This window comes from Planctomycetaceae bacterium, from assembly GCA_021371795.1.
Taxonomy (GTDB): Bacteria; Planctomycetota; Phycisphaerae; order Sedimentisphaerales; family UBA12454; genus UBA12454.
Genome location: JAJFVK010000001.1, coordinates 1 through 26,447 on the forward strand (window position 1 = coordinate 1; position 26,447 = coordinate 26,447).

Sequence of the window (26,447 nt, forward strand, 5' to 3'; positions counted from 1 at the left end):
ACCAGTGGATCGCCGCCATTATCGAGTTGTTCAAAACGAGTTTGCCAGTCGAAAAGTCCGGAGAGCATCATAAGAAATCCTTTGCCAATGATATGAAAAACCGTAATTTACTTGTCAATGAGCTAACTATATCAAATGTGCAGCGAACTGCACGAAATTTTGTTAATTTTTAGAGATACCCTATAATAGTACACAACTATTTACGAAATAAGGTGTTGTGAAAATATTACTATTTTTGATTGCCCATTGCCCTTAAACTGCCCTTGAAATAATTTCCAGCAAGGTCAAAAACACCGGACTTTGCAAGTTCTATCATGGTATTTTGGCGACCTACGAAAAACCGTCAGAACAGTGTGGTCTTGTCTCCAGAGCAGTTTACGAAAATTGGTGGAATTAATTTTCATCTTTATTCTCTCGGCTATATCGGCATCGCTGTTCGCATCAGTTTATTTGTGAGGTTCATCTTTTCGAATCTCCCGTTCCGCCTGAAGCCAGTCCTGAGCCGCGTGACCTTCACGATGGCCTTGCTGCTCATATAGTTCATAGGTCGCTTGGCGATCTACGGCTTCAAATCGGACGGTGTCTTGACTTTGACCGGATCGAAAATCCGATACGCGAGCAGTTTCACGCGGTCATTAACGAGGAACCACGCCAGTGCATATCCCCAAACGAACATCGCCCAGCCCCAGCCGAGGGGTGCCATAAACATCCCATAAACCGCTATCAGCGTTGCCACGGTTTGCGTGCCGAGCACTGCTACCCATAAAATCCTCGCGGGGCGTATGTACCAGAACGGGCCTCGCGTGCGCGTCAGAAAAATTGTCAGATGTCCCGCTACGGACAACTTCAAATACATAAGCGTCTGAATATGCGCACGGTCGAGATAAAAGACTCGTTCACTAAGATAAAACAAGCCAAAAGCAGAGACAACCCCAATGACGCCCAACACCGTGGCAATTCCCAATACCATACGCATATTCCAAGCTTCGGGCTTGTCCTTGTAATGAACATTGTCGTACGCAGTGGACAGGATGGCACCATCATTGAGCAGTGCCAGCATCACAATCATTACCGCTGTCAATGGATAAAAATAAAAACCAGAATCGCCAGTGTCATAAACAACAGCACACGCAGCGTCTCGGCGATGCGGTATATTGCGTAGCTGTTCATCCGCTGGAAAATTTTTCTGCTCTCCTTAATCGCGTCAATAATCACCGACAGACCGGGCGTCAGCAACACAATGGAAGCTGCCGCACGCGCCGCGTCCGTTGCACCCGAAACGGCGATACCGCAGTCGGCCTTTTTCAAAGCCGGAGCGTCATTTACTCCATCGCCAGTCATACCGACGATATGGTTGCGATGCTGTAGGACATCTACAATGTGAAACTTGTGTTCTGGGAACACCTGTGCAAAGCCATCCGCATTATCAATGGATTCAACTATTTCTGCGTTCTCTTGTTTTTTTGAATCGCCCAAGCTGCCCGCATCAAGGATATTTGTGCCCATATCTAATTTTTTGGCGGTTTCCTTGGCGATGGCCAGCGCATCGCCCGTCACCATTTTAATTTTCACACCCATATTGCCAGCGGTTGCGATTGTTGCCTTAGCATCTTTTCGCGGCGGGTCAAATAACGGCAGCACACCGACAAACTGCCATTGACCTTCACCATCAGCTCGCGCCACGCCCAGTGAACGAAAGCCGCGGACTGCAAATTCGTTGACTGCCTTATCGACGGCAGATTTCACATGACCTGCATTGGCAGATAAATTCAATATCACCTGCGGTGCTCCCTTGGTTACCTTAAACTCCTTTCCATCCGTGCTTTTGACAGTGGCTTCGGTGCGTTTATGCACAGGGTCAAACGGCTGGAAATGGACGACCTGGTAATCTTTCAAGGCCTGATTATTTTTCAGGCCGCCGTTCGTAATCAGCTTCCGGCTCGAGCGCTATGCCGAGTCGTTCGACTCCGGAAGGGTCGCCTGCATCATTAAACCGAACACGGGCGATGCTGATACGTGAATAATTACCCTTCGCGACGAGACGTGGAAAAAGATAAAGCCTTCCATCAGGACCGCGAACAGCAGCCTGATTCAGGATACCTTCAGCCTCCAGCGGATTACCCGGCTCCGGCTCAATCACCAGCCCCAGTCGCTGCAACTTAAATTCACCCATAAAAATCTTTCGTCTGGTTATGTTTTCTTATTTCAGTCTAAACAAGCTATTATTGTTTCGATAACCCGTTTTGTTTCATTGGGGCATCTAACCGGAATAGAAACAACACCTGCTTCTTCAGCCGGATAGTCGTTGCCGCCAGGGAACAATGCATCGCCTATGAAAATCATCTCTTTCAATGAAATGCCGAGTATGTCTCGAAGTTTTCTAACCCCATAGGCTTTGTCAATTCCGGGCTTGGTAACATCAATGGATGTCGCGCCGCCCATTCGGACAGAAAACTCGGGGATAAAAGTGTCAAGGATTGCCTTTATCTTCTTCCGCTTGTTGAAATCTGCGTCCCATTTTTTCTTTTCTTCCAAAGGAACCTGCTGACCTAACGCGGAAAAAGTTATCTGGCTCCTCCTGTCTTCAATTGTTTCTCCCCAAACTTTTTCAACCTTGAAGCCTGCTGCTTCGAGAGCCTTCTTTAGAGAACTGATGATTTTTCCCTTTTCGTCCGTGGTGAAATCTTCTGAATATATCTTTTTCCAATCACCTGTATATTGGAAGAACTTTGTTCCACATGTAGGAAGGATGGATAGATTTTTCAGGCGTTCGTCATGGGGAAGATTGGAGATCACTTGCTTCTCAAACTGCAGCCAATCGCCTCCGGAAATCACGGCTACTTTGACGATGCCAAGAAGGTCATGCAGCAGTGCCGACATTTCAGCATCAAGAGACGATTTACTTTCGGCAAGTGTACCATCCAAATCAAAAACAATTAGTTTTTTCATTATCATTTGCAATATTTCTTTGTTTGTGAAAATCTATGGGATTCTGCTATTTTCTGACGGCGCCTGCTGCGGCTGGATGCGAGGCCGCAATGACAAGTTATCGCTCAGCGCGTAATACGTGATGGCAGCTAACATCAAAACCAAGAAAATCCAAAAACTCCAGGTATGATGTATCCTTTTCCAGTAAGGCTTATCGTCATGATGCTTCTTGTTGTGATCCTGCTCTTCCTGTCGATGGAGATCGTGTTCGTTGCCTTTCATTTTTTCTGTCCTTTCTTAATTAAATTTCCAATAATTCCGATGCGGTTATGTATTGGTATTCACTATCCATTTCCAGTTTCTGATTTCAGGCATATCCTGGCCATGCTTGTCGATATACAGTTTGTGCTCGACGAGTTTATCCTGCACCATCTGCTTGAGGCGGTCCCCTTTATCGCCCAACTGCGGCAGCCGATTTATCGCATCCAGTACCAGATGGAATCTATCAAGACCGTTTAAAACCGTCATGTCAAAGTACGTTGTGATGGTACCCTCTTCCTTATATCCGTGAACATGCATGTTTTCATGGTTGGTTCGGCTGTATGTCAGTTGGTGAACCAGCGAAGGATATCCGTGGAATGCAAAAATGACCGGCTTGTCTTTCGTGAATAATGTATCGAAGTCTTGATCGTTAAGTCCGTGCGGATGTTCCGTATTCGGTTCAAGTTTCATTAAATCGACAACATTGATTACACGTATTTTTAAATCCGGCAGATGTTTACGCAGGATGGACACAGCGGCCAAGCACTCAAGAGTTGGTACGTCACCGCAGCAAGCCATCACCACGTCCGGCTCGACGCATTGGTAGCTGCCTGCCCATTGCCATACACCGATGCCCTCGGTGCAATGCTTTACCGCCTCATCCATAGTCAACCATTGCGGTGCCTGGTATTTGCCTGCGACCACGACATTAACATAATGCCGACTTCTCAAACAATGATCCCCAACCGATAGCAGACAGTTGGCATCGGGCGGAAGGTAAACTCGCACGATAGAAGCCTTCTTGTTTACCACATGATCGATGAAGCCAGGGTCTTGATGGGTAAAGCCGTTATGGGCTTGCTGCCAAACGTGCGAAGCGAGCAGATAATTTAGCGATGCTATTTTTCGCCGCCATGGTAATTCCGCAGTAACTTTCAGCCATTTTGCGTGCTGGTTGAACATCGAATCGATAATATGAATGAACGCTTCATAGCAGTTAAACAACCCGTGCCTTCCGGTGAGCAGATATCCCTCAAGCCAACCTTCACATTGATGCTCGCTTAACATCTCCATTACCCGGCCATCGGATGCAAGAAACTCATCGTTCTCTTTTGTTCGGGCTTCCCACTGCCGTTTGGTGACCTCGAAGACAGCATTTAACCTGTTGGAAAGCGTCTCATCGGGACCGAATATCCGGAAATTTCTTTGTTCCTTATTGAGCTTAATCACATCGCGCAGGAATTCTCCGAGCATATGTGCGTCTGATGCCTCAACCGATCCTGGAGATGGTACATCCACTGCGTATTTCCGAAAGTCCGGCATAATTAAATCGTGCAATAATAACCCGCCATTAGTGTGAGGATTGGCGCCCATTCTTCGCTCACCCTCGGGTGCCAGCTCTGCCAATTCCGGTATGAGATGTCCATCTTTATCAAAGAGTTCCTCTGCTTTATAACTTTTCATCCAGTCCTCAAGGAGCTTTAGATGACCGGGATGCTCGGAATCTACCAACAACGGAATTTGGTGTGCTCGAAAAGTACCTTCGATTTGTAATCCATCGACAACCTTCGGTCCCGTCCAGCCTTTGGGTGAATTAAGGACAATCATCGGCCAGCGTGGTCGAGAGGCGTCATTTTTATTTCGCGCGTTATTTTTGATCTGCCGAATATTCTCGATGACCTCTTCCAAAGTTTCGGCCATGAGTTGATGCATTTTTTCCGGGTCATCACCTTCCACAAAGTAAGGCGTCCAGCCGCAGCCCCGGAAGAATTGCTCCAATTCCTCATGCTCAATGCGCGCCGACACAGTTGGGTTGGCTATTTTATAGCCGTTGAGATGCAGGATCGGCAGCACGACTCCATCGGTTATCGGATTGAGAAATTTGTTGGACTGCCATGCCGTTGCCAGCGGGCCTGTTTCCGCTTCACCATCGCCGATGATACAGGCGACAATAAGCTCTGGATTGTCGAACGCGGCTCCGAAGGCATGACTTAGCGAATACCCTAATTCGCCGCCTTCATGAATTGAACCCGGCGTCGTCGGTGCAACATGGCTGGAAATACCACCTGGAAATGAAAATTGCTTAAACAGCTTTTTCAGTCCGGCTTCGTCTTGGGTGATGTTCGGATAAACTTCACTCCATGTGTCTTCGAGATAAACATTGCCCACAAGAGAAGGACCGCCGTGACCCGGGCCGGAGATATAAAACATATTCAGGTCGTACTCTTTAATGATCCTGTTCAAGTGTACATAAATAAAGTTCTGCCCCGGCGTAGTACCCCAATGTCCCAGCAGCATCGACTTCACATGCTCCGGCTTCAGCGGTTCTCGAAGCAAAGGATTGTCACATAGATAGAGCTGACCGACCGACAGATAGTTGGCGGCACGCCAGTAGGCGTTTATCTTTCGCAGCAAATCTGGCGACAACGGTTTGTCATTTTTATTTTTCTCTTCCTTTTTTACCTCAATATTCTTTTCAGATACTTTTTTTGTTTTCATAACTATTTTCCTTTTCAATGGCAGTCAGTTCATCATCCCAGTATCCCTGGCGATTATAATGTAGATGCAGTTCGGTCTCATATTCCCGAGTTAGCAGAGACTCATCTGTGTATTCCGGTGCCTGCTTGATGGTCTGGCGGGAAATACTGACGAATACTTTCGACTCGCTCCAACTAATATTACCAATCCATTTCGGTGAAATTAGGACTTTTTTACCCAGCCACCAGTTCCGTGTATCAATGATTAGATAACGAATCGCCCACGTCTCGTCATCTATTATAAAATCATCAACGTGGCCAATCTCGCCGTCTGTGGCTTGGACGTGATGGCCACTCACATCGTAAGTGCTGCGTAAATTGGGATTCCACGATTTTTCCTCTTTGGTGGGTTCTCTCCACATTTTACGGTCTCGCAAAATGTATGGATAAAGTCCCCACATGTATTGACCGCTCCAATACATCGGGTATCCATAATACCCATGGTAGGCATCTTCAAATTGTCGCGAGACGGGCTTGTCACTGTCCAGAGATGGACTGTCCTCAATCTGCTTTTTGGTTAAATCAATGGTGATATATTGTTCTTCTTTATTCACGGCGACCATTGCGTACGGGGAGATTAATACCTGTCTGCCCATAAGCCAGCTTCCTGTGTCGGCAACCAGATAACGAATCGTCCAGTGGTTATCATCGAAGTAGAATTCTTTGACCTTTCCTATTTCACCATCGAGGCTGTGCAATTTGTAACCTTTTAATGTTTTAGCTTTGTTTAACATAATAGTAATCCTTTTATTTTTGAGTTTTGTTATTATTCATATTTCAATAAACAGGCTTAATTAAGTTTCTTTGTCATAGGATATAAGCCTCGTGTATTTTCGCCTTCTCAATGTTTACGCAAAAAACGCAGTTCGGTACGAAGATGCTCGACCTCGTCGAGCAGATCGAACATTGTTTTGAGCAAAGCTAAATCGAGGCCGTGAATGGTTCGCAAGTACTCGATTCGCCGAATGGTATAAATTGCCTCTTCCGTGAATTCCATTACCCCGTACGGTGGTTGAACAATAGGTCGTACAAAGCCGTCACGGCAATATATAAGAATGAAACGGCGGGATACACCCGCGAGATGTGCTGTCTCGTCGAGGCTGTATAAAACATTTGGTTTCGGTTGAAACAACTCTATTGCCAGAGATGGCTGGCTGTTCGTAACAAATCTTTTATTCATAAAGGGCGCCTCGGGTTAAAAGTTGATTTTGCGGCCAATTGTTCCCATAGTATTTTTTGTTCCGGCGTCAGATTTACTGGAACCTGGATAGACACGACAGCATACAGGTCACCCCGCATCCCGTTGCTCATTGGCAAACCTTTTCCACGTAAACGTAATTGCCGTTCAGCAATGGTACCAGTCGGTATTTTCAAGGATACCATTCCGTCCAAAGTCGGGATGTGGATGGTAACACCCAGCACCGCTTCCCATGGAGCCAGATCCAAATCGTAATAGAGGTCGGCACCGCGCACGCGGAAGTCCGGATGCTGGGCGAATTTTACCTTCAAATACAGATTTCCCGATTCACCTCCGCCAATTCCTTCCTGGCCTTTGCCCGCAAGACGAATGAGTTGTGCTTCCCGCACGCCAGGCGGGATTTTCACCCGCAAAGTCCGCTTGCCCAATTGTCCGGAGCGCGGATCGGTACGCTGCAAATTTATTGTACGTGTCGAACCGTGCAAAATTTCGTCCAGCGTCACCAAAATGTCGGCCTCGATATCCTGGCCGCGATGGGCGATTGTCTCGCCTTCCATGCCATTCCCATTTGTTCGACCAAAACCTTCGGATACACGACCGCGACTGCCGAAGAACTGCTCGAAAAAATCGCTGAAGCCTGTACCATCGAAATGGAATTCCGAAGCATCTCCGGAACCTCCGCCAAATCCGCTCTGTGGCGGTGGCGGCTGCTGTCCCTGATGGTTCCAGTTTGCTCCCAACTGATCATATTTTCGCCGTTTCTCCGGGTCGCTAAGGACTTCGTTGGCCTCGTTGATTTCCCTGAATTTTTCTTCACCCGTAATCTTGTCTTTGGCAACGTCAGGATGATACTTGTGAGCGAGTTTGCGGAATGCCTTTTTGATTTCCTCGCCGTTTGCATCTCGAGCCACGCCGAGAACGTCATAGTAGTCCTTGAATTTAACGGGCATGATTGCCTCCTGGAGAATGACTCAAGTCATTTACAACAACCTTTGCCGGACGAAAGATTTTATCATTGCGGTAGTAACCACGCTGAATAACTTCGAGGATGGTCTGATCGGGTTGGCGTGGGTCATGCCACACGGAAACAGCCTCGTGCCGGTGAGGGTCGAATGGCTTACCAATGTCCTCGACCGCCTCAATGCCGTGGCGGTGGAGCAACTGGCCAATCTGCTGCAGCGTCATCGTCACACCTTGATGCAACAACTCGGAAGAAATAGATTGCTCGGAAGCCATGGCAAGTTCGAGATTATCGAGAATGGGCAATAAGTCACGTATGAAGGTTTCCTTTTCCACCGCAGCTTGTTGTTCGGAATCTCGCCGTGTGCGCTTTTGGAAATTGTCAAAGTCGGCGGCGAGGCGAATGTAATCGTTCTTCTGTGCGGCCAAATCCTTCTGGAGCATGGATAGGTCAGTCAATACAGCATTAGCAACTGAAGCGGACGGATGCGGTGCATCTGCCGAGCCTGGATGTTCAGGATTGATGGTTGGCACCTTATAGTTTCCCATTTGAAAGTCTTTTTTTTTCTGCGATTTCATAATGATATCACCTCCAGAATCCGTCGAAGCGAATCACAGGCCTCGAACAACACGAATTTGATGCTCAATGAGCCGCCTTTGATCATCAGCACGTTAGTATGAGTCGATTTTGATGACTTGTTTGTCATTTTGCAGCCTCCAATCCAAACGAAGCCAGTTTCGCACATGTGGATTTGTAATCCGTGTGACAAATACCTCTAATTCCCAGACCTTTTGCGACCTGGACAAACATCGGGATGTTCTCAATATAGACTATCTGACTGGCAGGAACCTGCGCAATATCGAGTGCCATACGAAAGATATTCGCATCTGGCTTTCGCAAGTGGACGAAACAGGAGGAAATGAAAAAATCCACAAAACCATCAAGTTTGAACTTTCGAATCCGATACAAATTCAGCTCCCTTGCTTCGTTGCTGACAACAACAATCTTCAGCCCATACCGCCCCTTAAGCCGGCGGACCAACTCGATCATTTCAGGATATGGCCTCGACTGGGCAAACATAAATTTCCTAAATTGAGCCAGTGTGAATAATCGTTTCTGATAAAACACCACGTAATTCAAGTATTCTTCCAGAGTAAGCTTGTCTATCTCATACGTATCTAATATCATATTATGTCTGTCGTTTATCTCTTTGAGATTCAGACCAAATGTCTTTGCCGCCAGTTTGCGGGACACGTGCCCCAATCCGTCGGTGAGCAAAACGCCGCCGATATCCACAAACAACATAGTAATTAAACTGCTATTTTTCATTTTGCTTCCTTCAGCATAATCTTGCCACCCAAAGCGGCATTGGTTCTTCTTTAGTAAAACCACAGTTTCTTAACCACTTTCTTAAACCGAGGCATCCGCTTTGGTTTTAAGAATGAGTTTCAAGCATTGCCAACGATTCAGCCATTTCGCTGCTTAATGAGTCGCAAGCCATACTTAACGTTTTGGCTAAACCGGAGTAATTATGCGGGACGATCGACTGCCGGAATTCTGATCTTTTTATAATTAGAACTTTCGCATTTTGCATATCTACAACTAACCATTGCGCAACAAGAAACAATTCCTTATCAAGGTTGCTATCAAATTTAACAATTTCTACAACTACCTGGTATCTAACAGAAATGGATGAATTCCAGGGATACAAAATAAATTTTGCATCCGGAAGAATATCTGCGAGATTTTCTCTAATCAGACGCGCCATTCCAAGGTCGAGAGATTCTGCCCAGCGGTCGAATTGAGCAAATTTAAGCATCTTTTCTTCATCCTGAGTCACAATTTGCGGCCTGTTCAGATATTCCGGGATTTTAACCGGCCCGACACCAATGACCACATCAGAAGCAATATTTATTTTTTTATCTACCTGATTTTCATGGACAGCCTGAAGCATATAAAACCGCGGCGTCGGGCTATTTGGCACAGACATACAGCCGCTTAAAACCAAGGCAAGACACATAACCACACAAGAATGAATAACAATTTGCTTCATCTTATTCTCCTTTAAGTACTGGTTTACCCTTTAAAATAGCTTCCGGATGCTGCTCAAGATATTCGGCAAGTAAACGCACTGATCGCATTGTCTGTTTTGTTTCTTGAAGCGTCTCCCGCAAATCGTAAAGGCTTCCCTGGAAATCGCTTGAATTCACCAATTTATCAATCCCTTTGGTTACAGCATCTATATTCTTTGCGATTTCTTTAATCGGTAATTCATTCATAATCTCAAAAATATCCGGAGAGATAGGAAGCGTCGGCAGCTCTGGATACTGACTCGGGAAACCACGCAGTTGAGCTGGTTTATCAGGATAAAAATCAAATGAAACCATAAGCTGGCCGGTTAAAAAACTTTTCACTTCAAGCTTCCCACGCAGACCAAGCGCAATCATCTTCTTCTCTCCGCCCAATTCCCTAAAACTAAAGGAACTCTTAATGCGACTATGTTCGAACTCGACAATCACGGGAAGTATAACAGTCCCGGTCTTTGAGTTATAAATCAAGCTGATGTCTTTTACGGTACCGATACTGACTCCCCGAAATAAAACCGGGGCTCCTATTGAAAGGCCTTCAACGGAACCGTCAAAATACAAAACGAATTTACTTGTCCGCTTGAAAAGTGCTCCCGAACCGAAAACCACTATTCCTATTATCAGCAATACTAATGCTGCTGTTACAAATAAACCAATCAATGTTTTGTTCGCTTTTTTACTCATTGCTTAGCTCCCTGCGTTCCGGCTCTCGTTAAAAACTGGATAACCCTGACATCCTTGGAATTAGCCAACAATATATTGGGGTCACCTGCAGCAATAATTGACTTGCTTTCCATATCAAGAAACACTGAATTATTCCCAATGGCAAAAATACTGGCGAGTTCGTGCGTAACAATAACTATCGTAGTGCCCAAATCATCTCTTAGTTCGAGAATCAAATCATCAAGCTTTCGCGCATTTATCGGGTCAAGCCCGGACGACGGTTCGTCAAAAAAAATAATATCAGGATCTAACGCGATTGCCCGCGCAAGGCTGACTCTTTTTCGCATACCACCGCTTATTTTCGAAGGAGAAAAATCCTCATATCCTTCCAATCCAACCAACGAAAGTTTTAGCGATACTACTTCCTGTATCTGTTGGCTGGATAACTTTGTATATAGTTGTAAAGGAAGCGCGACATTCTCCCCTACGGTCAAAGAGCTCCATAGCGCTCCGCTTTGATAAAGAACGCCGAAACGCCGCATAATATTTTTCTGCCCTATTTCATCTTCATCCCAAAAACTTTTGTCGTTATACAAAACCTTACCCTTAGTCGGCGCCTTAAGGCCAATCAAACTCTTAAGCAAAGTGCTCTTGCCGCATCCGCTTACTCCCATAACAATGAAGATATCGCCTTTATTCACACTAAAGCTAAGGTTACGCATCACGGCGTGATTATTATACCCTAAATCAATATTCTTCACTTCAATAACCGGACGCATTGTTGAATTCACAAGTTATACTCCCAAAAATTGACAAATGAACGTAATAATTACAGTTGCAATCACAATACCAGTTATTCCAGTAACCACTGCCGAGGTAGTTGCGATTCCCACGCCGGCTGCGTTTTTTTCGCACTCAATACCACGCAGACACCCGGCAACTGCAACGATTACGCCAAAAACAAAACTGTGAATAAGCCCCACCCATATATAGCTAAGCTTTACGGCATGCTGGGTATGATTCAAATATTCTATCGGATTAAGATTAAGTACCCACACACTGATAACAAAACCACCTAATATGCCCATGATATCCGCATATATGGTCAGGATCGGCATCATAATTACTAACGCCAGAATACGTGGTATGACCAAAAACTCAACAGGAGAAACACCTAACGTTTTAAGAGCATCGATTTCATCGTTTGCCTGCATCATTCCCAGCTCTGCCGCAAAAGACGCCCCGATGCGGCCGGATACAATAATACCAGTCATCACTGCCGACAATACGCGCACCATGCCAATTCCGACCATATCGGAGATATATATTTGAGCCCCAAATGTTTTAAGCTGTATCGCCCCGATAAAGGCAAGTATCATACCTACTAATAAACTTATCAAAGATACAAGCGGCAAACTATCGACCCCGCATCTCTGCACGATTAACATAAAATCGTCCCAGCGAAAATATGATTTACCTTTAACCATGTGGACTATAGAAACAGTGATATCCCCCAGAAAATCAACCCCCGAACGCAAGTTTTCGATAATTTGTAAAACTTTCCCTCCCAATTTTTCAAGAAATGACTCACTCGCCTTTTGAGGTGAAATATCTTTTTCAGATGTCTTTAAAGCCAACGAGAGCAGTTTCTGCGATTTCTCCGGCAGCCCTTCGCGAGCGACATGAATATCCTTGTCCTCACACTCCCTAATCAGCTTAAGCAAAAAAGAAATAAGCCCGCTGTCCCACTTTAACTCTTTTGAAACACTAATATTAATTTCTGCGACATCCGGATGACTATCGAGTTGCGACGTGACCTCATCTGTCGAAAGAAGACCGGCGGAAATCTGCCAATCTCCGCTTAGTTTAATAAGAAGTGTTTTTGGTGTTGAATAATCAAAGACAAGTTTTTCCGGCAGTATACTCACTTGATCGGCCTTAACCCTTATTTAACATGATTAATCGTATAAACCATTTCATTATCAATTCTAATATCTTCACCAAACAACTCAAGGCAGCGAATAATTGTCTTTTCTTCCGTCGATTGAATCATCGCTGCCACAATATTTGAGCGGCTTCCAGAGGAACCGCAACGCTGTCATAGTTCGGTATCACTCTGGCCGTATAGTCTGTCGCAGGCCGGGCTGCTGATACTGTTATGCTATAGATGTAGCCTCTAATTGCACCAGCCAGTTGTTGACCTTGCTTCATCTCCTGCCTTACCGGACTGCCACCATTTATCCCATTCGCATAAAGTTCCACTCGAACCGCATTTGGGTCGATGTCGTCGATATAGACCTCAACTTTAAATGTGTGATGCTGTTCGTCAGTTTCAACTTTTGTTTCGCCAAAATGCACCGCAGCCCATTTTTGTTCGAGAGTATGTTTCCAATTTACCAGTTTTTGCCCCATTGCGCCTTTATCTGAAGCACGCATACGATAGGATATCGCAGATGGAAGGTAATGCTGCTCGGTGTATTCCTGAACAGTGCTGGTGGCTGAAAAGCGAGGCGTTAACATTGCCATGCTTTCACGAATACGCGATACCCATGCTTTGGGAATTCCATTTTCATCACGGTTATAAAATTCAGGAATCAACTCGCGTTCGAGCAGGTTGTAAAGTTCATTTGCTTCGACAGCATCCCATGCCGGGTCATCGCCATGTTCATGGCCGTCGCCAATCGCCCATCCAACTTCCGGTGTATATGCTTCAGCCCACCATCCATCCAGTTCCGACAGATTGAGTCCTCCATTGACAAGCACTTTCATTCCGCTGGTTCCACTGGCTTCCCATGGACGCCGCGGCGTGTTAATCCAGACATCTACTCCCTGTACCAGGTGTTCAGTCAAATGCATATCATAGTCGCTAAGGAATACCGCATGTGAACGCACCTCTGGCCGCCTGATAAAACGTATCCATTCCTGAATCAGTCGTTGTCCTTCCTGATCCTCAGGATGGGCCTTACCGGCGATAATAAGTTGAACAGGACGCTGACTGTCAGTCAACAGGCCAAGCAATCGCTGCGGATCATGCAGCAGAAGATTCGGTCTTTTGTAGGATGCGAAGCGGCGTGCAAAACCGAGCGTTAATGCATTTGGATCAAATAAATATTTTGTATCGTCAACTATCTCGGACGATGCGCCTGATTCAGCGAGTTGCCGAGACAGCCGCTGACGGGCATATTCAACGAGAGACTTACGGGCCACGGCACGAAATTGCCAGAGCCCGACATCGGAAATGCGGCGAATGTTTTCGCCCAGCGTTTCCTTTGTTCTCAGCCAACGGTCTTTTCCGCAAGACTGTGTCCAAAGTTCGTCGGCCGTCGCCGAATCCCAGGTTGACATATGCACCCCGTTGGTAACTGAACCGACAGGCACTTCATCTACCGGCCAGCGTGGAAATAAATGTTCAAAGAGATGGCGGCTGACTTCTCCGTGCAACCGGCTCACACCATTTACCGCTCCGCTTCCTCGTATAGCCAGATAAGCCATATTAAAAAATTCTGATGAGTCATTGGAATTTTGCCGCCCAAGAGCAAGCAAATCGTGGATTGGTATATTAAGCCTCTTGTCGGCATACCAGCCAAGGTATTGCTCGATAAGAGCTGGAGAGAAACGGTCAAAGCCTGCTGCTACCGGTGTATGAGTGGTAAATAGATTACCGGCTCGTGTAACAGCCAGTGCGACTTCAAAAGACTGACCTGTATCTTCCATAAAATTTCTTGCGCCTTCCAACACAGCGAAGGCAGCATGCCCTTCGTTCAGATGGCATACCTCCGGCCGAATCCCGAGAGCACGAAGCAGCCGCCATCCTCCAATCCCAAGTATAAGCTCTTGTTTAAGCCGCAATTCAAACCCGCCTCCATAAAGTTCGCTTGTAATTCCTCTATGAGCTGGAAAGTTCGCGGCATCATTAGTGTCTAACAAGTAAAGTTTAACTCTGCCGACCTGGACGTGCCATGCACGCAGCCACACCGAATAACCAGGAAGCACGATTTCCAGCCGCAGCCATTCTCCATTTTCTTTCCGCAGAGGCGTAATCGGCAATTGCCCCGGGTCGTTATACGGGTACAGTTCCTGCTGCGCTCCATCCTTATCAATCATCTGACGAAAATAGCCTTGCTGGTAAAGCAACCCCACACCGATTACCGGAACACCCAAATCGCTGGCGGCTTTGAGCTGGTCTCCTGCAACATTACCGAGGCCGCCTGAATATATGGGCAGAGCTTCGCTTAGCATAAATTCCATACAGAAATAAGCGACACAGTTTAAAGAAGTTTGCGGATGAGTTTCCTGAAACCACGCAGGCGCTGCCGACTTGCGGCCCTTGAGTTCCAAAAGCTTATCCACTTCCCTGCGAAATTCGGTGTTGGCCAATAAGTTTTCAAGTTTTTCCCGTGAAACCGTTTGCAAAACAACCCATGGATTTTGTGCCAGTTCCCACAATTCAGGGTCGAGCTGTCTCCATACTTTGTCCTCATAATGGCTCCACGACCATCGCATATCCAGAGCAAGCTCGGCAAGAGAATCAAATCCATCCACTTCTGTTGGCAGAAAAGAGTATAGCTTGTTCACATGTGTTTGCTCGTTCATAGTTTCTCTTTAATTACTCTGATGACTTTTTTGTTAAGGCCTCCATCAGCTTGTCGAATGGTTCATTAAATTTTCTTACGCCTTCATTTTCGAGCTGCCCGGTAATCTTGTCGATGCTGATTCCGAGTTCCTGTAATTGTGCCATTACCAGGTTTGCTTGCTCGACATCCTGTTCAAGACGTGATTTCGGATCACCGTGATCACGGTAGGCATCTATGGTTTCAGGCGGGACCGTGTTTACGGTGTCTGGGCCGATTAGTGATTCAATGTATTTTACATCACTGTAGTCAGGGTTCTTGGTACCTGTGCTGGCCCATAGAAGCCGCTGGACACGAGCACCTTTATCAGCCAGTTTATTAAATCTATCATCGCAGAATATTTCCTTGTATATTTGATAGGCCATTTTCGCACTGGCGATGGCAACTTGTCCATGCAACTTTTTTGCGATATCTGTTTTCTGGCTGTCTTGTGAGATGAGTTTTTCAAGCAGTGAATCCACCAATGCATCGATACGACTGACAAAGAAACTGGCCACCGAGGCTATATGTTCCACTGGCTTGCCTTGGGCAGCGCGCATTTCGAGACCTGCGATGTAAGCATCCGCAACCTGTCGATAACGAGGCAACCCAAAGAGCAGCGTTACATTGATATTGATTCCTTCGCTGATGAGTTGCTGAATGGCAGACAGACCATCGGCTGTCGCAGGAACTTTGATGAAAACATTTGGTCTGTTCAGTGCTGCCCATAATCGGCGAGCTTCCTCAATTGTGCCTTTGGTGTCATTTGCCAGATGAGGGTTGACCTCAAGACTGACATATCCGTCTATGCCGTTAGTTTTTTCATACACAGACCTGAACCCGTCCGCGGCGTTCTGTACATCGTGTTGGCTGATAGTTTCATAGATTGTTCTGACATCTTTTTTTTTAAGAGCCATATCACGAATGTCCTGGTCATAAATATTGCTTTCCGCTATAGCCTTTTCAAAAATAGATGGGTTAGAGGTCATTCCCCGAAGTCCATCTTCATCTATTAAACGTCGAAGCTGGCCGCTTACAATTAAATCACGCCGGATGTAGTCGAGCCAAATTGACTGGCCGAGCGTTTGCAATTTTTTCAAAGGATTATCTTTTATGATATTACCTCCTTGTGTTCCAATTCCACAACTTTAGCCAAGCGGTGCCGATGACGCGGAATATCACTAAACCGGGCATTCAAAAAAATTTGAACAAGAGACCACGCTAATTCAAAACCAATGATACGGCCTCCCAGGCACATTATATTCATATTGTCGTCTTCCACACCTTGATGAGCGGAAAACGAATCCATAATCATTGATGCACGCACGCCTGCAACTTTGTTGGCAGCCACGCACGCCCCTATTCCACTACCGCAGATAGCCAGACCTTTTTCTATCTCGCCTTTTGCCACTGCCTTTGCAAGCGGAATAACAAAATCCGGATAGTCATCTTCCAACTCCAATTGATAAGCACCGAAATCTTTTACCGTGAAACCTGCTGCCTTGAGAGCAGTAATCAGTTTCTCTTTTAATTCAAATCCTCCATGGTCGGCTGCGACTCCGACGTGTTTCGGTGTTACTGTCAATATTGTCAGAGAGTCAGCCATTGGTATTCTTCTCTCTTAAAAGCAATTTTTGAATTATGTTAAACGTTAACAGGTTCTGTATGATGCACATCAGATTCAATAGCTTCTGTGTCTTCGATAATTTTTTTGGCATTGGCCACCTCATCGGCTGTACCATGCGCAACTATAACAAATTTGCCTGCCTTGATTGCGGTCTCATATTTCAACACGCTGTCTTTAGGAATGCCTATGCTGTAAAGCCCGGCACCTAATGCGCTAAGGCCTCCAACTACGACAGCACCTTCCAGTGCTCCAACCAGCCATGCCACAAGTGGACCTGCAACCAAAATCGGCCCAAATCCGGGAATCATAAAAAATGCCGAGCCAAATAATAGCCCCCAAATACCTCCCCAGAAAGCGCCAAGCTTGCCCCAATACTTTATCCGATCGCCCGTATTGTAGTATCCGATTACATGCTCGTCAGAATGATAGTCCTTGCCTACAATAGAAAGCATTTTCATGGCAAAGCCTGATTTCTGCAGTTCTTTGATGCCAGCTTCAGCTTCTGTGTGTGTGTTGTACACTGCAACCATTGCATTTTTCTTTTCAGCCATTATTTAATCTCCATAAAAATTATTTTCATTTTCGTTTTTCATTTTTCGCTCAATTTATCTTTACCAACCAGTACTGTCCCATTAACTTGAGACCTAATTAGTATAACTATTTTAGATATACAATGTTACAACAAAAAACAACTGTTATCGATTTGAACGGGCTGGTATCCTGCGGTGAGATTTTATTATCACCAATCAGGAGTAGCACGGCCAATGAACAACGAACGTACAGTGTTTTCGCAAATACTCGATTTTATTCCAATGCATCAATTCAGAACTTGCGTAAATCGATACAATGGCAACCATCGAGTAAAATCTTTTTCATGTTTCGATCAATATCTAACGATGGCATTTGCACAGCTAACTTATCGCGAAAGCTTAAGAGATATAGAAACCTGTTTAAACGCTTTACAAGGCAAGCTCTATCACTGCGGCTTTCGTGGAAAAGTTTCTCGCAACAACCTCGCCAACTCCAACGAAAAAAGAGACTGGCGAATATATCACGACTTTGCACAGGTTCTCATTTCCAAAGCAAGACAGCTTTATGCCAACGAAGACTTCGGTGTTACATTGAAAAACACAGTCTATGCTCTGGATGCAACCGTTATCGATTTATGCCTGTCGTTATTCCCATGGGCTCAGCACCGCCGGCACAAAAGTGCGATAAAGCTGCATACACTGATGGACTTAAAAGGCTCTATACCTACGTTTGTACGCATTACAAGCGGTGCGGTGCACGAAACTACCATCTTTCCAACGATACCTCTGGAGGCCTCTGCCATATATGTAATGGACAAAGGTTACACAGACTTCGAAACATTATACAGTTTTTCAAAGAGCAACTGCTTCTTCATTATCAGAGCCAAAAGAAATACAGTTTATTATCGCCGGTGTTCTCATCCGATAGACAAGAGCAGCAGCATAAGAAGCGACCAGACAATCCAATTAACCGGCCCAAAAACTTCAAGACTTTACCCGATACCACTGAGACGAATTACTTTTCGAGACGAAGAACAGCATCGTACTTTTGTATTTCTGACCAATCATTTTCAACTGGACGCATTGACTATTTGTCAGCTTTACAAACTGCGATGGCAGATCGAATTATTCTTCAAATGGATCAAACAACACCTGCGGATAAAATCTTTTTTCGGAACTTCCATCAATGCAGTCAAGACGCAAATATGGATAGCTATCAGTGTTTATGTGCTTGTGGCGATAATCAAAAAGGAATTGAAGCTGGAGCGTTCATTACACGAAATACTCCAAATTATAAGTGTCCTACTTTTCGAGAAAACACCGCTAAAACAAGCACTTACGGAAAATTATTATGATTTTAAAGAGCAACAAAACTATAACCAACTGTCCTTATTCAACTTATAATGGGACAGTACTGATTGAAAATTGAAGATTGCAGAACTGAAAGAAGCAATATAAATCACCGGCTCTTTTACAAGTTAATATAGAAGTTTGGGACGACGAGAACGAATAGTGAATAGTTAAGAGTGTCTTTTTAACGTTCAACATCGAACGTCCAACATTCAATATTGACGCTACGCGGTTTAAAAAAAATGAATAGCATGGAACGCCGGTAGTTATCGCAAAAAAATAGGTGGCTGTCCCTAATTATTCAGTCTTCTTTTACAAGGTATTTGAGGATCATTGTAATCAAGCCAAGGTTTTATTACTGTTTTTGCTTCAACTATAAATTCATCAAGAGATAATTTTTTTAAGTAGCCTCCTGATCGCATCCCGTTTATGCCAACAATAATTATACTTTTATTTGGCACCCAAAAGCCTACTCCTCCATCATTGGGATCTTTTATTGCTGGGAAATCTGAATCTATTTTTGATACAAGATCATTTTCTGCTCTAAAAATACCTCCTATTTTTACTGTATCTTGATCAAGATATTCTATTTGTAGTACTGGAACTTCATATGCATCTATTACTTCCAATGTGGATTCATCATAATATTTACGAAAATAATTATTGGGATTTAGTACCCATTGATTATTAATCATTTTGGCAACTATTTTATTGTCCAAACTGGTTATTTTAGCAGAAACAAGGAGACCCTCTTTTGTTTTTCTCAGAGAAAAATATACATTAGGCCCAAAAGGTTGTATGATTTGATTCAGCCCTGTAATTTTGATTATTTGCTCTCCAGACCTGTACTGTATGCTATTTTTTTCATTGTTATTTATAGTATAAGAAACTTTTTGTTTTGGCTTTAACGCACCAAAGTTTTTTGGAGTTGGATCATAAAAAATTCCAATAATAACTGACATGGTAGAAAGTATAATGAAGAAAATATTAAGGCGTCTTTTTGAAGAATCTTTTCTAGAATATAGTTGCCATATACTAATAATTAAGCATATAACTGCAATTGAAAGTAAAATTACTTTTATCATAACGAAATCTCTGTGAACTTCTGTGGCTAAATTAATAGCCAAAAGCTTAACGCCACGTACCAATACTAAATATCAATAACTAATACAAATTATCGCATTTTGGTTTGGAATTGCAAGGCAAAAATCATACCTTATTTTTTGAAGATTTCTTGTTTAAACGGATTCCATATAATTTTTAATTTTTAATTATTAATGTTTAATTTTTAATTTTTAATTAAAAATTCAAAACTCAAAATTAAGAATTCTTCACTCTTAATTCTTCACTCTTCACTTATTTTTATCTTCCGAGTCTTTCGAGCGCGGTAGTGAGTGGGCCGGTTGAGGCCTGTATCATTCCGTCGAACGGCTTGCTGATATCCTCAATCAGAAAAATCGCGGACGAAACCGACATTGCGCAAACGAGCAAAACAATAATCACCGTCGAATTGTACGGCGAAAACAAACCGCAGCTTACAAAAAGTATCGTCAGCCAAAAAATAAGTATCACAAGCAGAGTCGCCGGCACAGTAACCTGCGACTGCTCCATCACGAGCCATCGCGACAGCATTAAATCGTTGCAAAGCTCCACCGCCTGGCTCTGAATCTGCGTTTGCGAAGCGGTCTGCGGCACAAGACTCCGCACGCCATCGAGCACAAGTTCCATTCCGACCGTTCTGCCGTTGGTCGGCATTTTCACAACTTTATTTTTATCTTTCACAGCCGAGCGTTCGACAATCGCCTGCAAAGTTGATTTCAAAATGACACGAGGCTCGTTGGCTTCGGGGCCGTAAATTTTCAAAACGCGGTCGAGCATAATAATTTTCGCACCGGATTGCGTGAACGCGGTGTTCGTCGAGTCCAGCGCATTTTTAGCCGAGCTAATCAGCAGACCCAAAACAAGAGCCGACAGCGTAGCGACAATCGCAATGCCGGTCTTCATCGCGTCTTTTGAGTCTTCACGCAAATGATGGTCAGGCAAAAGGCCGCGAAGATACATACCGAAAATCGCGCCGCCAAAAGCACATACGAAAGTTACTACACCGATTGTAATTGAGAACATTTATTCAGCCTTTAAAAGCTAAAAGTGTAACTCGCAAAGGAGGAGATGTCAATAAGAGTTAAAAACGAAGAGTTAAGAGTGTCCCCTCTGATTTTTCTTTTAAGTCCCCGTAAGGGGATTGTAAGAAGAAAAATCCTGAAGACTCGGGGATAAAAAGAACTAAGAGTGAAGAGTATAAAAAAAATGGACAGTAAAAACTTTTACTATCCACTAACAACCATCAACTAACGACTAAATTATTTTCGTCTAATTTTGAAAAGCAAAATTCCGCCGGCGAGTATTGCGAGAGTAGAAGGTTCAGGAATAAACATCAGAGTACTATCCGGAGATGTACCCAAACCAAACACCGCAGAGTTCAAAACATCAGATTCAGCAAAACCTGTTACGCCGGAGAATGTAAACGTGATTGTATTCAAAACAAACAGCCTGTCGTTCAGACTCTGGGTCGCGACATCGCCGGCATAAATCGAGTAGTCTATTCCGCCGACAATGTTGCCGGGGAAATTATTTGTCATAGTCGAATTGCCGACCGTCCCCACGCCAAAGCCGAGATACGGATTGGCTGCCGCGTTGAACGCTGAAAAATACCATGTGTCGTCCTTTTTCGCGACGGCTTTTAAATCCGCATTGGCTGTTTGCAATGTGTCGGTTGAATTTTCATCCGTCTTGTAAACATCGCCGGTCGCAGACAGAAGCACAAGCTCCGGCCGCTGACCGATGCTGTTGTAAATGTCAAAATAATAACTGCTCAACAAATCGTCGGGACTGTTGGAGGCAGTCGTCGAGAGATTTGAAAGTCTGACCGTCAGTATGTCGCCGGAGATTGCCATCTGCGATTCTAAAATCACCGCGTCGCCGGTAATTGAAACGCCTTCGACATGCTGAATGATGTTAGCTTCCGATTGAGCAGATAATAACATCAGCAATACAACGCAAAATACAGTTATAAACGCAATCTTTTTCATAGCACAAAATCCGCTTGCGACTAAATGGATAGCACCACAAGCAAAAAAACATAAAATATAGTTAGAAACGCAATCTTTTTAATGGTCTTTTCTGAAAAACCTAAACTCATCTTCGCTGCGGTGTCCATAAACAACCCCCTAACTGCTATTCATATTTATGTTTATGTTTACATTGCAATGAAAACATACAAATTAAATTCGCAAATGCCAAATCGGACAGCATCAAAGTCCCATAAAGATTGAAGATTTAAGAATGAAGATTGAAAATTATTATAAATATCCCGCCAAAGGCGTTCCTCAAATCTTCAATCTACAATATTCAATATTCATTTTTACAAGGAGCATATTATGACAAACGAAACGACAATTATCAGAATCCCATTGGAACAACTGCTTGTGCATCCGGAGAATCCTAACAGGATGAGCAAAGCGAATTTCGAGAAGCTCAAACTGCACATCAAAAAAACCGGCAATTACGAGCCGCTGATAGTCCGCAAGCATCCGGAGCGTGAGTACTTTTTCCAAATCATCAACGGCCATCACCGCGCAGAGGCGTTAAAGCAAATCGGCGCAAAGACCGCTGACTGTATTCAGTGGGACGCTGACGACAACCAAGTACGGATTTTATTAACGACGCTGAACCGGCTCGGAGGCAAAGACGAATTGAGTATGAAAATCGAAATCATTAAAAAACTTTCAGAAAAATACAACAGCAAAGAGCTTAGTAAATTACTGCCGGACACAAAACAAGTCATTGAAAAACTTAAAAATATTACCAAGCCTCTGGAGAATTTCACGGCCGATGTAAAGGCGTATCTGCAAACGCTGGTGTTCTTTCTTACCGATGAACAACTAAAAATCGTTCAAAAAGCAGTCTCAAAAACAGCCAAAAACAGCTCAAAAGCCGCGAAAAAAGCCCTTGCGATAACAAAAATCGCCTCAGAATGGTTAAATTTTATCGAAAAGGAGGGATAAAACTATGTCGATAACAAAAAAACACACCAAAATAATAGATGAATGGGTTCAAAATGAAGTGGATGAAACTGAATTAATCCAGAAATACCGGATTTCTTTTAAAAAACTCTCAAAATTACTAAATTACAAACAAACTAAGGATGAAATCGATGGCAGACTCGAAGTTGCCAAAAAACGAAGCCAACTGTTAATCGCAAAATATCTGCCAGTCGCAACGGCGAAATTAATCGAACTGTGCAACAGCGACAATAACGAAACCAGCAGAAAAGCCTGTATGGATTTAATCAAAGAAGAATTACAAGAAAAATTCGCAGAACCCATAACTCAAACAGAAGCCCAGGAACCCGCACCAAAAATCGACAATGAAACAGCCTCGACAATTCTGGCAGTGCTTGCGGAAAAGAAAAAAAGGCCGTAAAAAGATTTCAGCGGTCTTGAATGCAAAATTAATTGAACAAACTACTTGATTTAGTCGAATAAATAATAGTATAATGCATACGGAGGTATGCACACTATGCCGAATAAAATCATTAAATTCCAATATGACGCCGAAAAAGCCAAACAGGCAGTCCTGTGGATGTTGTATAAAAACAATGGCTCAATGGACAAACTCCAATTAGTAAAATTGTTTTTCCTTGCCGACAGAGAACATCTGGCAAAATATGGCAGGCCAATTATCGGCGGCACCTATTACACTATGAAGTATGGCCCAGTATGTTCAGAATTGAAAGATGCTATAGACAGGTTCCTTGACGGCAGTTTAGTTTTAGATGCAAAGCATAGATTAGTTGCGAATGAAAAAACTACCACAGATTGGCTGTCTGAATCAGACTTGGAAGTACTGGACGACATTTATAAAAATTACGGTCATACCGACCCCTTTAGGCTAAGTGATATAACCCATAATCTTGAAGTATATAAAAAACACTGGCCGCCTAAAGAAGGACAACGGGAATTAATTCCTTACGAGGATTTTTTTGCCGACTTAGATGACACCGCTAAAAAAATGCTCGAAATCATTTACGATGAGCAGGATGCATGGGCAGATTTTAGTTAATGGATTCATCTGATGATCTAAAATTTCGAGCTGTTTTTACTCAAGGTGGAGCATTCAGAGCAAAACTCACCGAAGATGGTAGCAGAAAAACTCGATATTATTTTGTTCTCAATTCTAATCCTCAAGCCGATGAATTAACAATTCTGTCAACTAGTACAACACAATTTGACTTACATAAAAATTGTAATGGTGGAGATGACATTCACATCCCACTTTCACCAAAAGACTACAAAGAGTTTACTGAATACTGTTTAATATGTTGCAACAGACCTAAACAGTACAATAAGGAAAATTTGAAAAAACAATTAAAAAAACAAAAGTGGGAGCTATTGCCCGCCTTGCCAAATGAACTGCTGCAAAAAATTCTTCACGGTATTGCAAAAAGCAAGGTAATTCCGCCGATTTATAAAAAAATGATATTACCGGAAGAAAATAATATATAACAACTAATCACTGTAGTAATTCAAATCGCAATTGTCATTACGAAGAATAAAAAAAGCACCGCTGCGCTGATGTTAATTGTAAACGAGTGGACGAACAGGACTGAAGAGCGAAAATTTGTTTAGGAAAACAGAGTCGTAAATAACTTGACAAAACAAAAGCAAGTGATACAGTATCTCTTGAATACATATTCAAATATTGAACGTTATTTTAGGAGAGTTAACTGTGAAACCAAATCTATCAATTTCGTTTTTAGCAATTCTTGTGGTCTGTGGTTTTGCGTCAGCAGCGGGTCTTGTCGCGAACTGGACGTTCGACGAAGGCAGCGGCACAGTCGCAAGCGATTCAGCGGGCGGTTACAACGGAACGATAGTCGGCGCAACCTGGGCAGAAGGCGTAATTGGCGGAGCGCTGGACTTCAACGGTGTAAGCGATTATGTTGAAGTTCCTCACAATGCCAACCTGAACATCACAGGCGACATCACAATAGCTGCGTGGGTTTGCTTTAGACAAGGCGGCACCGGTACAGGCGGCAGCCAATGTATCGTTACAAAATGTCTGGGCAGCGGAGCTACATATAATCCATACGATTTCAGAACCAATGTATATGTTGACCCGACATTGACAATGGTCAGAGCCAGTAAATACAAATTTCAGGGACAAAACAGTAATTTGGCCATTTCATTAAACGAATGGCACCACGTTGCCGTAACGGTTTCTGGCAGCTATTCCACCTTTTATGTGGATGGCATTGCAACTTCAAGAACAGGCTATGCATTTCCTACTCCGGCAGGCAACACCAGACCATTGTATATAGGCAGAAGAGATGATGGAATGTATTTCAACGGACTGATTGACGAAGTCAGCATTTATGATTACGCACTCGACACGAACGAGATTGCCGAGCTTTATAACGAAGCAACGGCGGCAAGCTCCATCAGTGACCACTTCGACGATGGTGTACTCGACCCGGCATGGAACATAACTTACAACAACGCTTCCGGCTGGACTTACACTGAAAGCGGCACAAATCTCACCGTTACAGGCATTACATCGCCAGTTTCATACGCATGGAATGATGTGTTCCTTACACGTGATTTTTCTGCGCCGGGAGATTTTGAAATAAACACAAAAATATCATGGGATTCAGGAAGAGTCTCCTCTGCTATGCAAACGCTGTACATCCGAGCATATTCCGGCACAAAAATCGTCGTCGAATCCGGATATTGCGATGCGTGGATAGCACACAGAGGCGGAAAAGTCGCAAAAATTGAATCCAATTATATTTACAATTGTCAAATGAACACTCTTCCTGTGGCAGGTACTGCCGAAATCACTATGAAAAGGGAAAATGGTTTCGCTACCATCTTTTGGGACAACGCCGCGATTTTAACAGGCTACAGCAGTTCGCCGATAGATAAGGTAGAATTGATTTTCTCGAAATATGTTTATCCACGTTCGACTTTTGGCAGCTTGTCTGTCGATTATATCAACGCGGTCGCCGGTCAGACTGCAGTTTTGGACAACATTGAAATCGTTGGGCCGAATTCCGTAGCGGAAGAATCCGACACGCAGTACAAGGTTACCGGCTATTACAGCGACGGCACAAGCGGTGATGTAACCGCGGACGCGAACTTCACAATTAATTCAAACCAGTTCGCTTTCATCGATGCAAACGGATTATTAATGACCGAAAGACTCTATCGGCCGAGCGAAACCTGCACTATCAAGGCCGATTGCAAAGGACTTGCCGCGAAAAAGCAGGTCAGCATTTATCCGGTCTGCGATGGCAATGAATGTACCAAAAAGCAACTTGCGAAACGCAATCTCGCAGACGCAATTGAAATCAAACAGGATATAGTAGCCCAGCTCAATCACGCCAGAAAAATTGAAACGGCGACTTATCAGATGTTGGGAAAGATTGGCATGAAGCCGAAGGATTCAATAAAGACACGCATTGAAATACTGGCGGCAATCACTTACGAATCATGGGCATGCAGGAAAATCGATGATTCTATCGGCTTCCTTGAAAACGCAAACCAGTTGATAAAATAATATCAGCAATGAAAAATCCAGAGCCCTGACCTAAAAATCAGGGCTTTTTTTTAATTGCATATTTCAGCATATACTATA

General features: G+C 43.9%; 28 protein-coding genes and 1 pseudogene. 6 read left to right on the top strand and 23 right to left on the bottom strand.

What is annotated here, in order from left to right; all coding sequences use genetic code 11:
- Window positions 1-446: 446 nt before the first annotated feature.
- The 20 genes and pseudogenes from LLF92_00005 to LLF92_00100 form a co-directional block, all read right to left on the bottom strand.
- A pseudogene (locus tag LLF92_00005) lies at window positions 447-557 on the bottom strand (DUF2934 domain-containing protein).
- Between the two features lie 2 nt (window positions 558-559).
- Window positions 560-976 carry a hypothetical protein gene (locus tag LLF92_00010; GenBank protein ID MCE5339496.1) on the bottom strand — a complete coding sequence of 139 codons (417 nt, stop codon included), beginning with the start codon at window positions 974-976 and terminating at the stop codon, window positions 560-562.
- A 101-nt stretch (window positions 977-1,077) separates the two neighbouring features.
- On the bottom strand, window positions 1,078-1,896 hold the full coding sequence (locus LLF92_00015) for an HAD-IC family P-type ATPase (protein MCE5339497.1): 819 nt from the start codon (window positions 1,894-1,896) through the stop codon (window positions 1,078-1,080).
- A 7-nt stretch (window positions 1,897-1,903) separates the two neighbouring features.
- Window positions 1,904-2,173 (bottom strand): hypothetical protein, encoded by a 270-nt coding sequence (locus tag LLF92_00020; protein MCE5339498.1) that lies wholly within the window; start codon window positions 2,171-2,173, stop codon window positions 1,904-1,906.
- Between the two features lie 32 nt (window positions 2,174-2,205).
- Window positions 2,206-2,949: an HAD-IIB family hydrolase gene (locus LLF92_00025; GenBank protein MCE5339499.1), complete on the bottom strand. Its 744-nt coding sequence runs from the start codon at window positions 2,947-2,949 to the stop codon at window positions 2,206-2,208.
- Between the two features lie 33 nt (window positions 2,950-2,982).
- Window positions 2,983-3,210, bottom strand: coding sequence for a hypothetical protein (locus tag LLF92_00030; GenBank protein MCE5339500.1), 228 nt, complete (start codon window positions 3,208-3,210; stop codon window positions 2,983-2,985).
- Between the two features lie 45 nt (window positions 3,211-3,255).
- The gene (locus tag LLF92_00035; GenBank protein ID MCE5339501.1) at window positions 3,256-5,688 is read right to left on the bottom strand and encodes a phosphoketolase family protein; all 2,433 of its coding nucleotides are present in this window, start codon (window positions 5,686-5,688) and stop codon (window positions 3,256-3,258) included.
- On the bottom strand, window positions 5,666-6,424 hold the full coding sequence (locus tag LLF92_00040; protein ID MCE5339502.1) for a PRC-barrel domain-containing protein: 759 nt from the start codon (window positions 6,422-6,424) through the stop codon (window positions 5,666-5,668). Before LLF92_00040 ends, LLF92_00035 begins: the two co-directional genes overlap by 23 nt.
- A gap of 143 nt (window positions 6,425-6,567) precedes the next feature.
- Window positions 6,568-6,906, bottom strand: coding sequence for a MerR family transcriptional regulator (locus tag LLF92_00045; GenBank protein MCE5339503.1), 339 nt, complete (start codon window positions 6,904-6,906; stop codon window positions 6,568-6,570).
- Entirely contained in the window at window positions 6,903-7,874 is a 972-nt protein-coding gene (locus tag LLF92_00050; GenBank protein ID MCE5339504.1) for a DnaJ domain-containing protein, read from the bottom strand. The genes LLF92_00045 and LLF92_00050 overlap by 4 nt, the downstream gene beginning before the upstream one ends.
- On the bottom strand, window positions 7,864-8,463 hold the full coding sequence (locus LLF92_00055) for a nucleotide exchange factor GrpE (protein MCE5339505.1): 600 nt from the start codon (window positions 8,461-8,463) through the stop codon (window positions 7,864-7,866). The genes LLF92_00050 and LLF92_00055 overlap by 11 nt, the downstream gene beginning before the upstream one ends.
- 124 nt (window positions 8,464-8,587) lie before the next feature.
- Window positions 8,588-9,214 carry an HAD hydrolase-like protein gene (locus tag LLF92_00060; protein MCE5339506.1) on the bottom strand — a complete coding sequence of 209 codons (627 nt, stop codon included), beginning with the start codon at window positions 9,212-9,214 and terminating at the stop codon, window positions 8,588-8,590.
- Between the two features lie 106 nt (window positions 9,215-9,320).
- Window positions 9,321-9,938 carry a PqiC family protein gene (locus tag LLF92_00065; protein MCE5339507.1) on the bottom strand — a complete coding sequence of 206 codons (618 nt, stop codon included), beginning with the start codon at window positions 9,936-9,938 and terminating at the stop codon, window positions 9,321-9,323.
- 1 nt (window position 9,939) lies between these two features.
- A complete protein-coding gene (locus tag LLF92_00070; protein ID MCE5339508.1) occupies window positions 9,940-10,656 on the bottom strand; it encodes an MlaD family protein in 717 nt (238 codons plus the stop codon).
- A complete protein-coding gene (locus tag LLF92_00075) occupies window positions 10,653-11,426 on the bottom strand; it encodes an ATP-binding cassette domain-containing protein (GenBank protein ID MCE5339509.1) in 774 nt (257 codons plus the stop codon). Before LLF92_00075 ends, LLF92_00070 begins: the two co-directional genes overlap by 4 nt.
- A 3-nt stretch (window positions 11,427-11,429) precedes the next feature.
- Window positions 11,430-12,563, bottom strand: coding sequence for an ABC transporter permease (locus tag LLF92_00080; GenBank protein MCE5339510.1), 1,134 nt, complete (start codon window positions 12,561-12,563; stop codon window positions 11,430-11,432).
- 121 nt (window positions 12,564-12,684) lie between these two features.
- A complete protein-coding gene (gene glgP / locus LLF92_00085; GenBank protein ID MCE5339511.1) occupies window positions 12,685-15,228 on the bottom strand; it encodes an alpha-glucan family phosphorylase in 2,544 nt (847 codons plus the stop codon).
- A 13-nt stretch (window positions 15,229-15,241) separates the two neighbouring features.
- Window positions 15,242-16,345, bottom strand: coding sequence for a transaldolase (gene tal, locus LLF92_00090; GenBank protein ID MCE5339512.1), 1,104 nt, complete (start codon window positions 16,343-16,345; stop codon window positions 15,242-15,244).
- Window positions 16,346-16,356: 11 nt separating this feature from the next.
- Window positions 16,357-16,851 carry an RpiB/LacA/LacB family sugar-phosphate isomerase gene (locus LLF92_00095; GenBank protein MCE5339513.1) on the bottom strand — a complete coding sequence of 165 codons (495 nt, stop codon included), beginning with the start codon at window positions 16,849-16,851 and terminating at the stop codon, window positions 16,357-16,359.
- Between the two features lie 38 nt (window positions 16,852-16,889).
- Entirely contained in the window at window positions 16,890-17,423 is a 534-nt protein-coding gene (locus tag LLF92_00100; protein MCE5339514.1) for a DUF1269 domain-containing protein, read from the bottom strand.
- Window positions 17,424-17,636: 213 nt separating this feature from the next.
- Here LLF92_00100 and LLF92_00105 point away from each other — a divergent pair, with 213 nt between their 5' ends.
- Complete coding sequence (locus LLF92_00105; GenBank protein MCE5339515.1) at window positions 17,637-18,806, top strand: IS4 family transposase; 1,170 nt, start codon at window positions 17,637-17,639, stop codon at window positions 18,804-18,806.
- A gap of 239 nt (window positions 18,807-19,045) precedes the next feature.
- On the opposite strand, the gene LLF92_00110 is transcribed toward LLF92_00105, so the two are convergent.
- From LLF92_00110 to LLF92_00120, 3 genes are all read right to left on the bottom strand, one after another.
- The gene (locus tag LLF92_00110; protein MCE5339516.1) at window positions 19,046-19,879 is read right to left on the bottom strand and encodes a hypothetical protein; all 834 of its coding nucleotides are present in this window, start codon (window positions 19,877-19,879) and stop codon (window positions 19,046-19,048) included.
- A 235-nt stretch (window positions 19,880-20,114) separates the two neighbouring features.
- Window positions 20,115-20,876, bottom strand: coding sequence for a hypothetical protein (locus tag LLF92_00115; protein MCE5339517.1), 762 nt, complete (start codon window positions 20,874-20,876; stop codon window positions 20,115-20,117).
- Between the two features lie 236 nt (window positions 20,877-21,112).
- A complete protein-coding gene (locus LLF92_00120) occupies window positions 21,113-21,841 on the bottom strand; it encodes a PEP-CTERM sorting domain-containing protein (protein ID MCE5339518.1) in 729 nt (242 codons plus the stop codon).
- A 348-nt stretch (window positions 21,842-22,189) separates the two neighbouring features.
- Between LLF92_00120 and LLF92_00125 the strand changes: the two genes are divergently transcribed.
- The 5 genes from LLF92_00125 (at window position 22,190) to LLF92_00145 (ending at window position 26,369) form a co-directional block, all read left to right on the top strand.
- Entirely contained in the window at window positions 22,190-22,816 is a 627-nt protein-coding gene (locus tag LLF92_00125; protein ID MCE5339519.1) for a ParB/RepB/Spo0J family partition protein, read from the top strand.
- 4 nt (window positions 22,817-22,820) lie between these two features.
- Window positions 22,821-23,234 (top strand): hypothetical protein, encoded by a 414-nt coding sequence (locus tag LLF92_00130; GenBank protein ID MCE5339520.1) that lies wholly within the window; start codon window positions 22,821-22,823, stop codon window positions 23,232-23,234.
- Window positions 23,235-23,330: 96 nt separating this feature from the next.
- Entirely contained in the window at window positions 23,331-23,873 is a 543-nt protein-coding gene (locus LLF92_00135; protein ID MCE5339521.1) for a SocA family protein, read from the top strand.
- On the top strand, window positions 23,873-24,316 hold the full coding sequence (locus LLF92_00140) for a hypothetical protein (protein ID MCE5339522.1): 444 nt from the start codon (window positions 23,873-23,875) through the stop codon (window positions 24,314-24,316). The genes LLF92_00135 and LLF92_00140 overlap by 1 nt, the downstream gene beginning before the upstream one ends.
- Window positions 24,317-24,539: 223 nt before the next feature.
- Window positions 24,540-26,369 carry a LamG domain-containing protein gene (locus LLF92_00145; GenBank protein MCE5339523.1) on the top strand — a complete coding sequence of 610 codons (1,830 nt, stop codon included), beginning with the start codon at window positions 24,540-24,542 and terminating at the stop codon, window positions 26,367-26,369.
- Window positions 26,370-26,447: the final 78 nt, after the last annotated feature.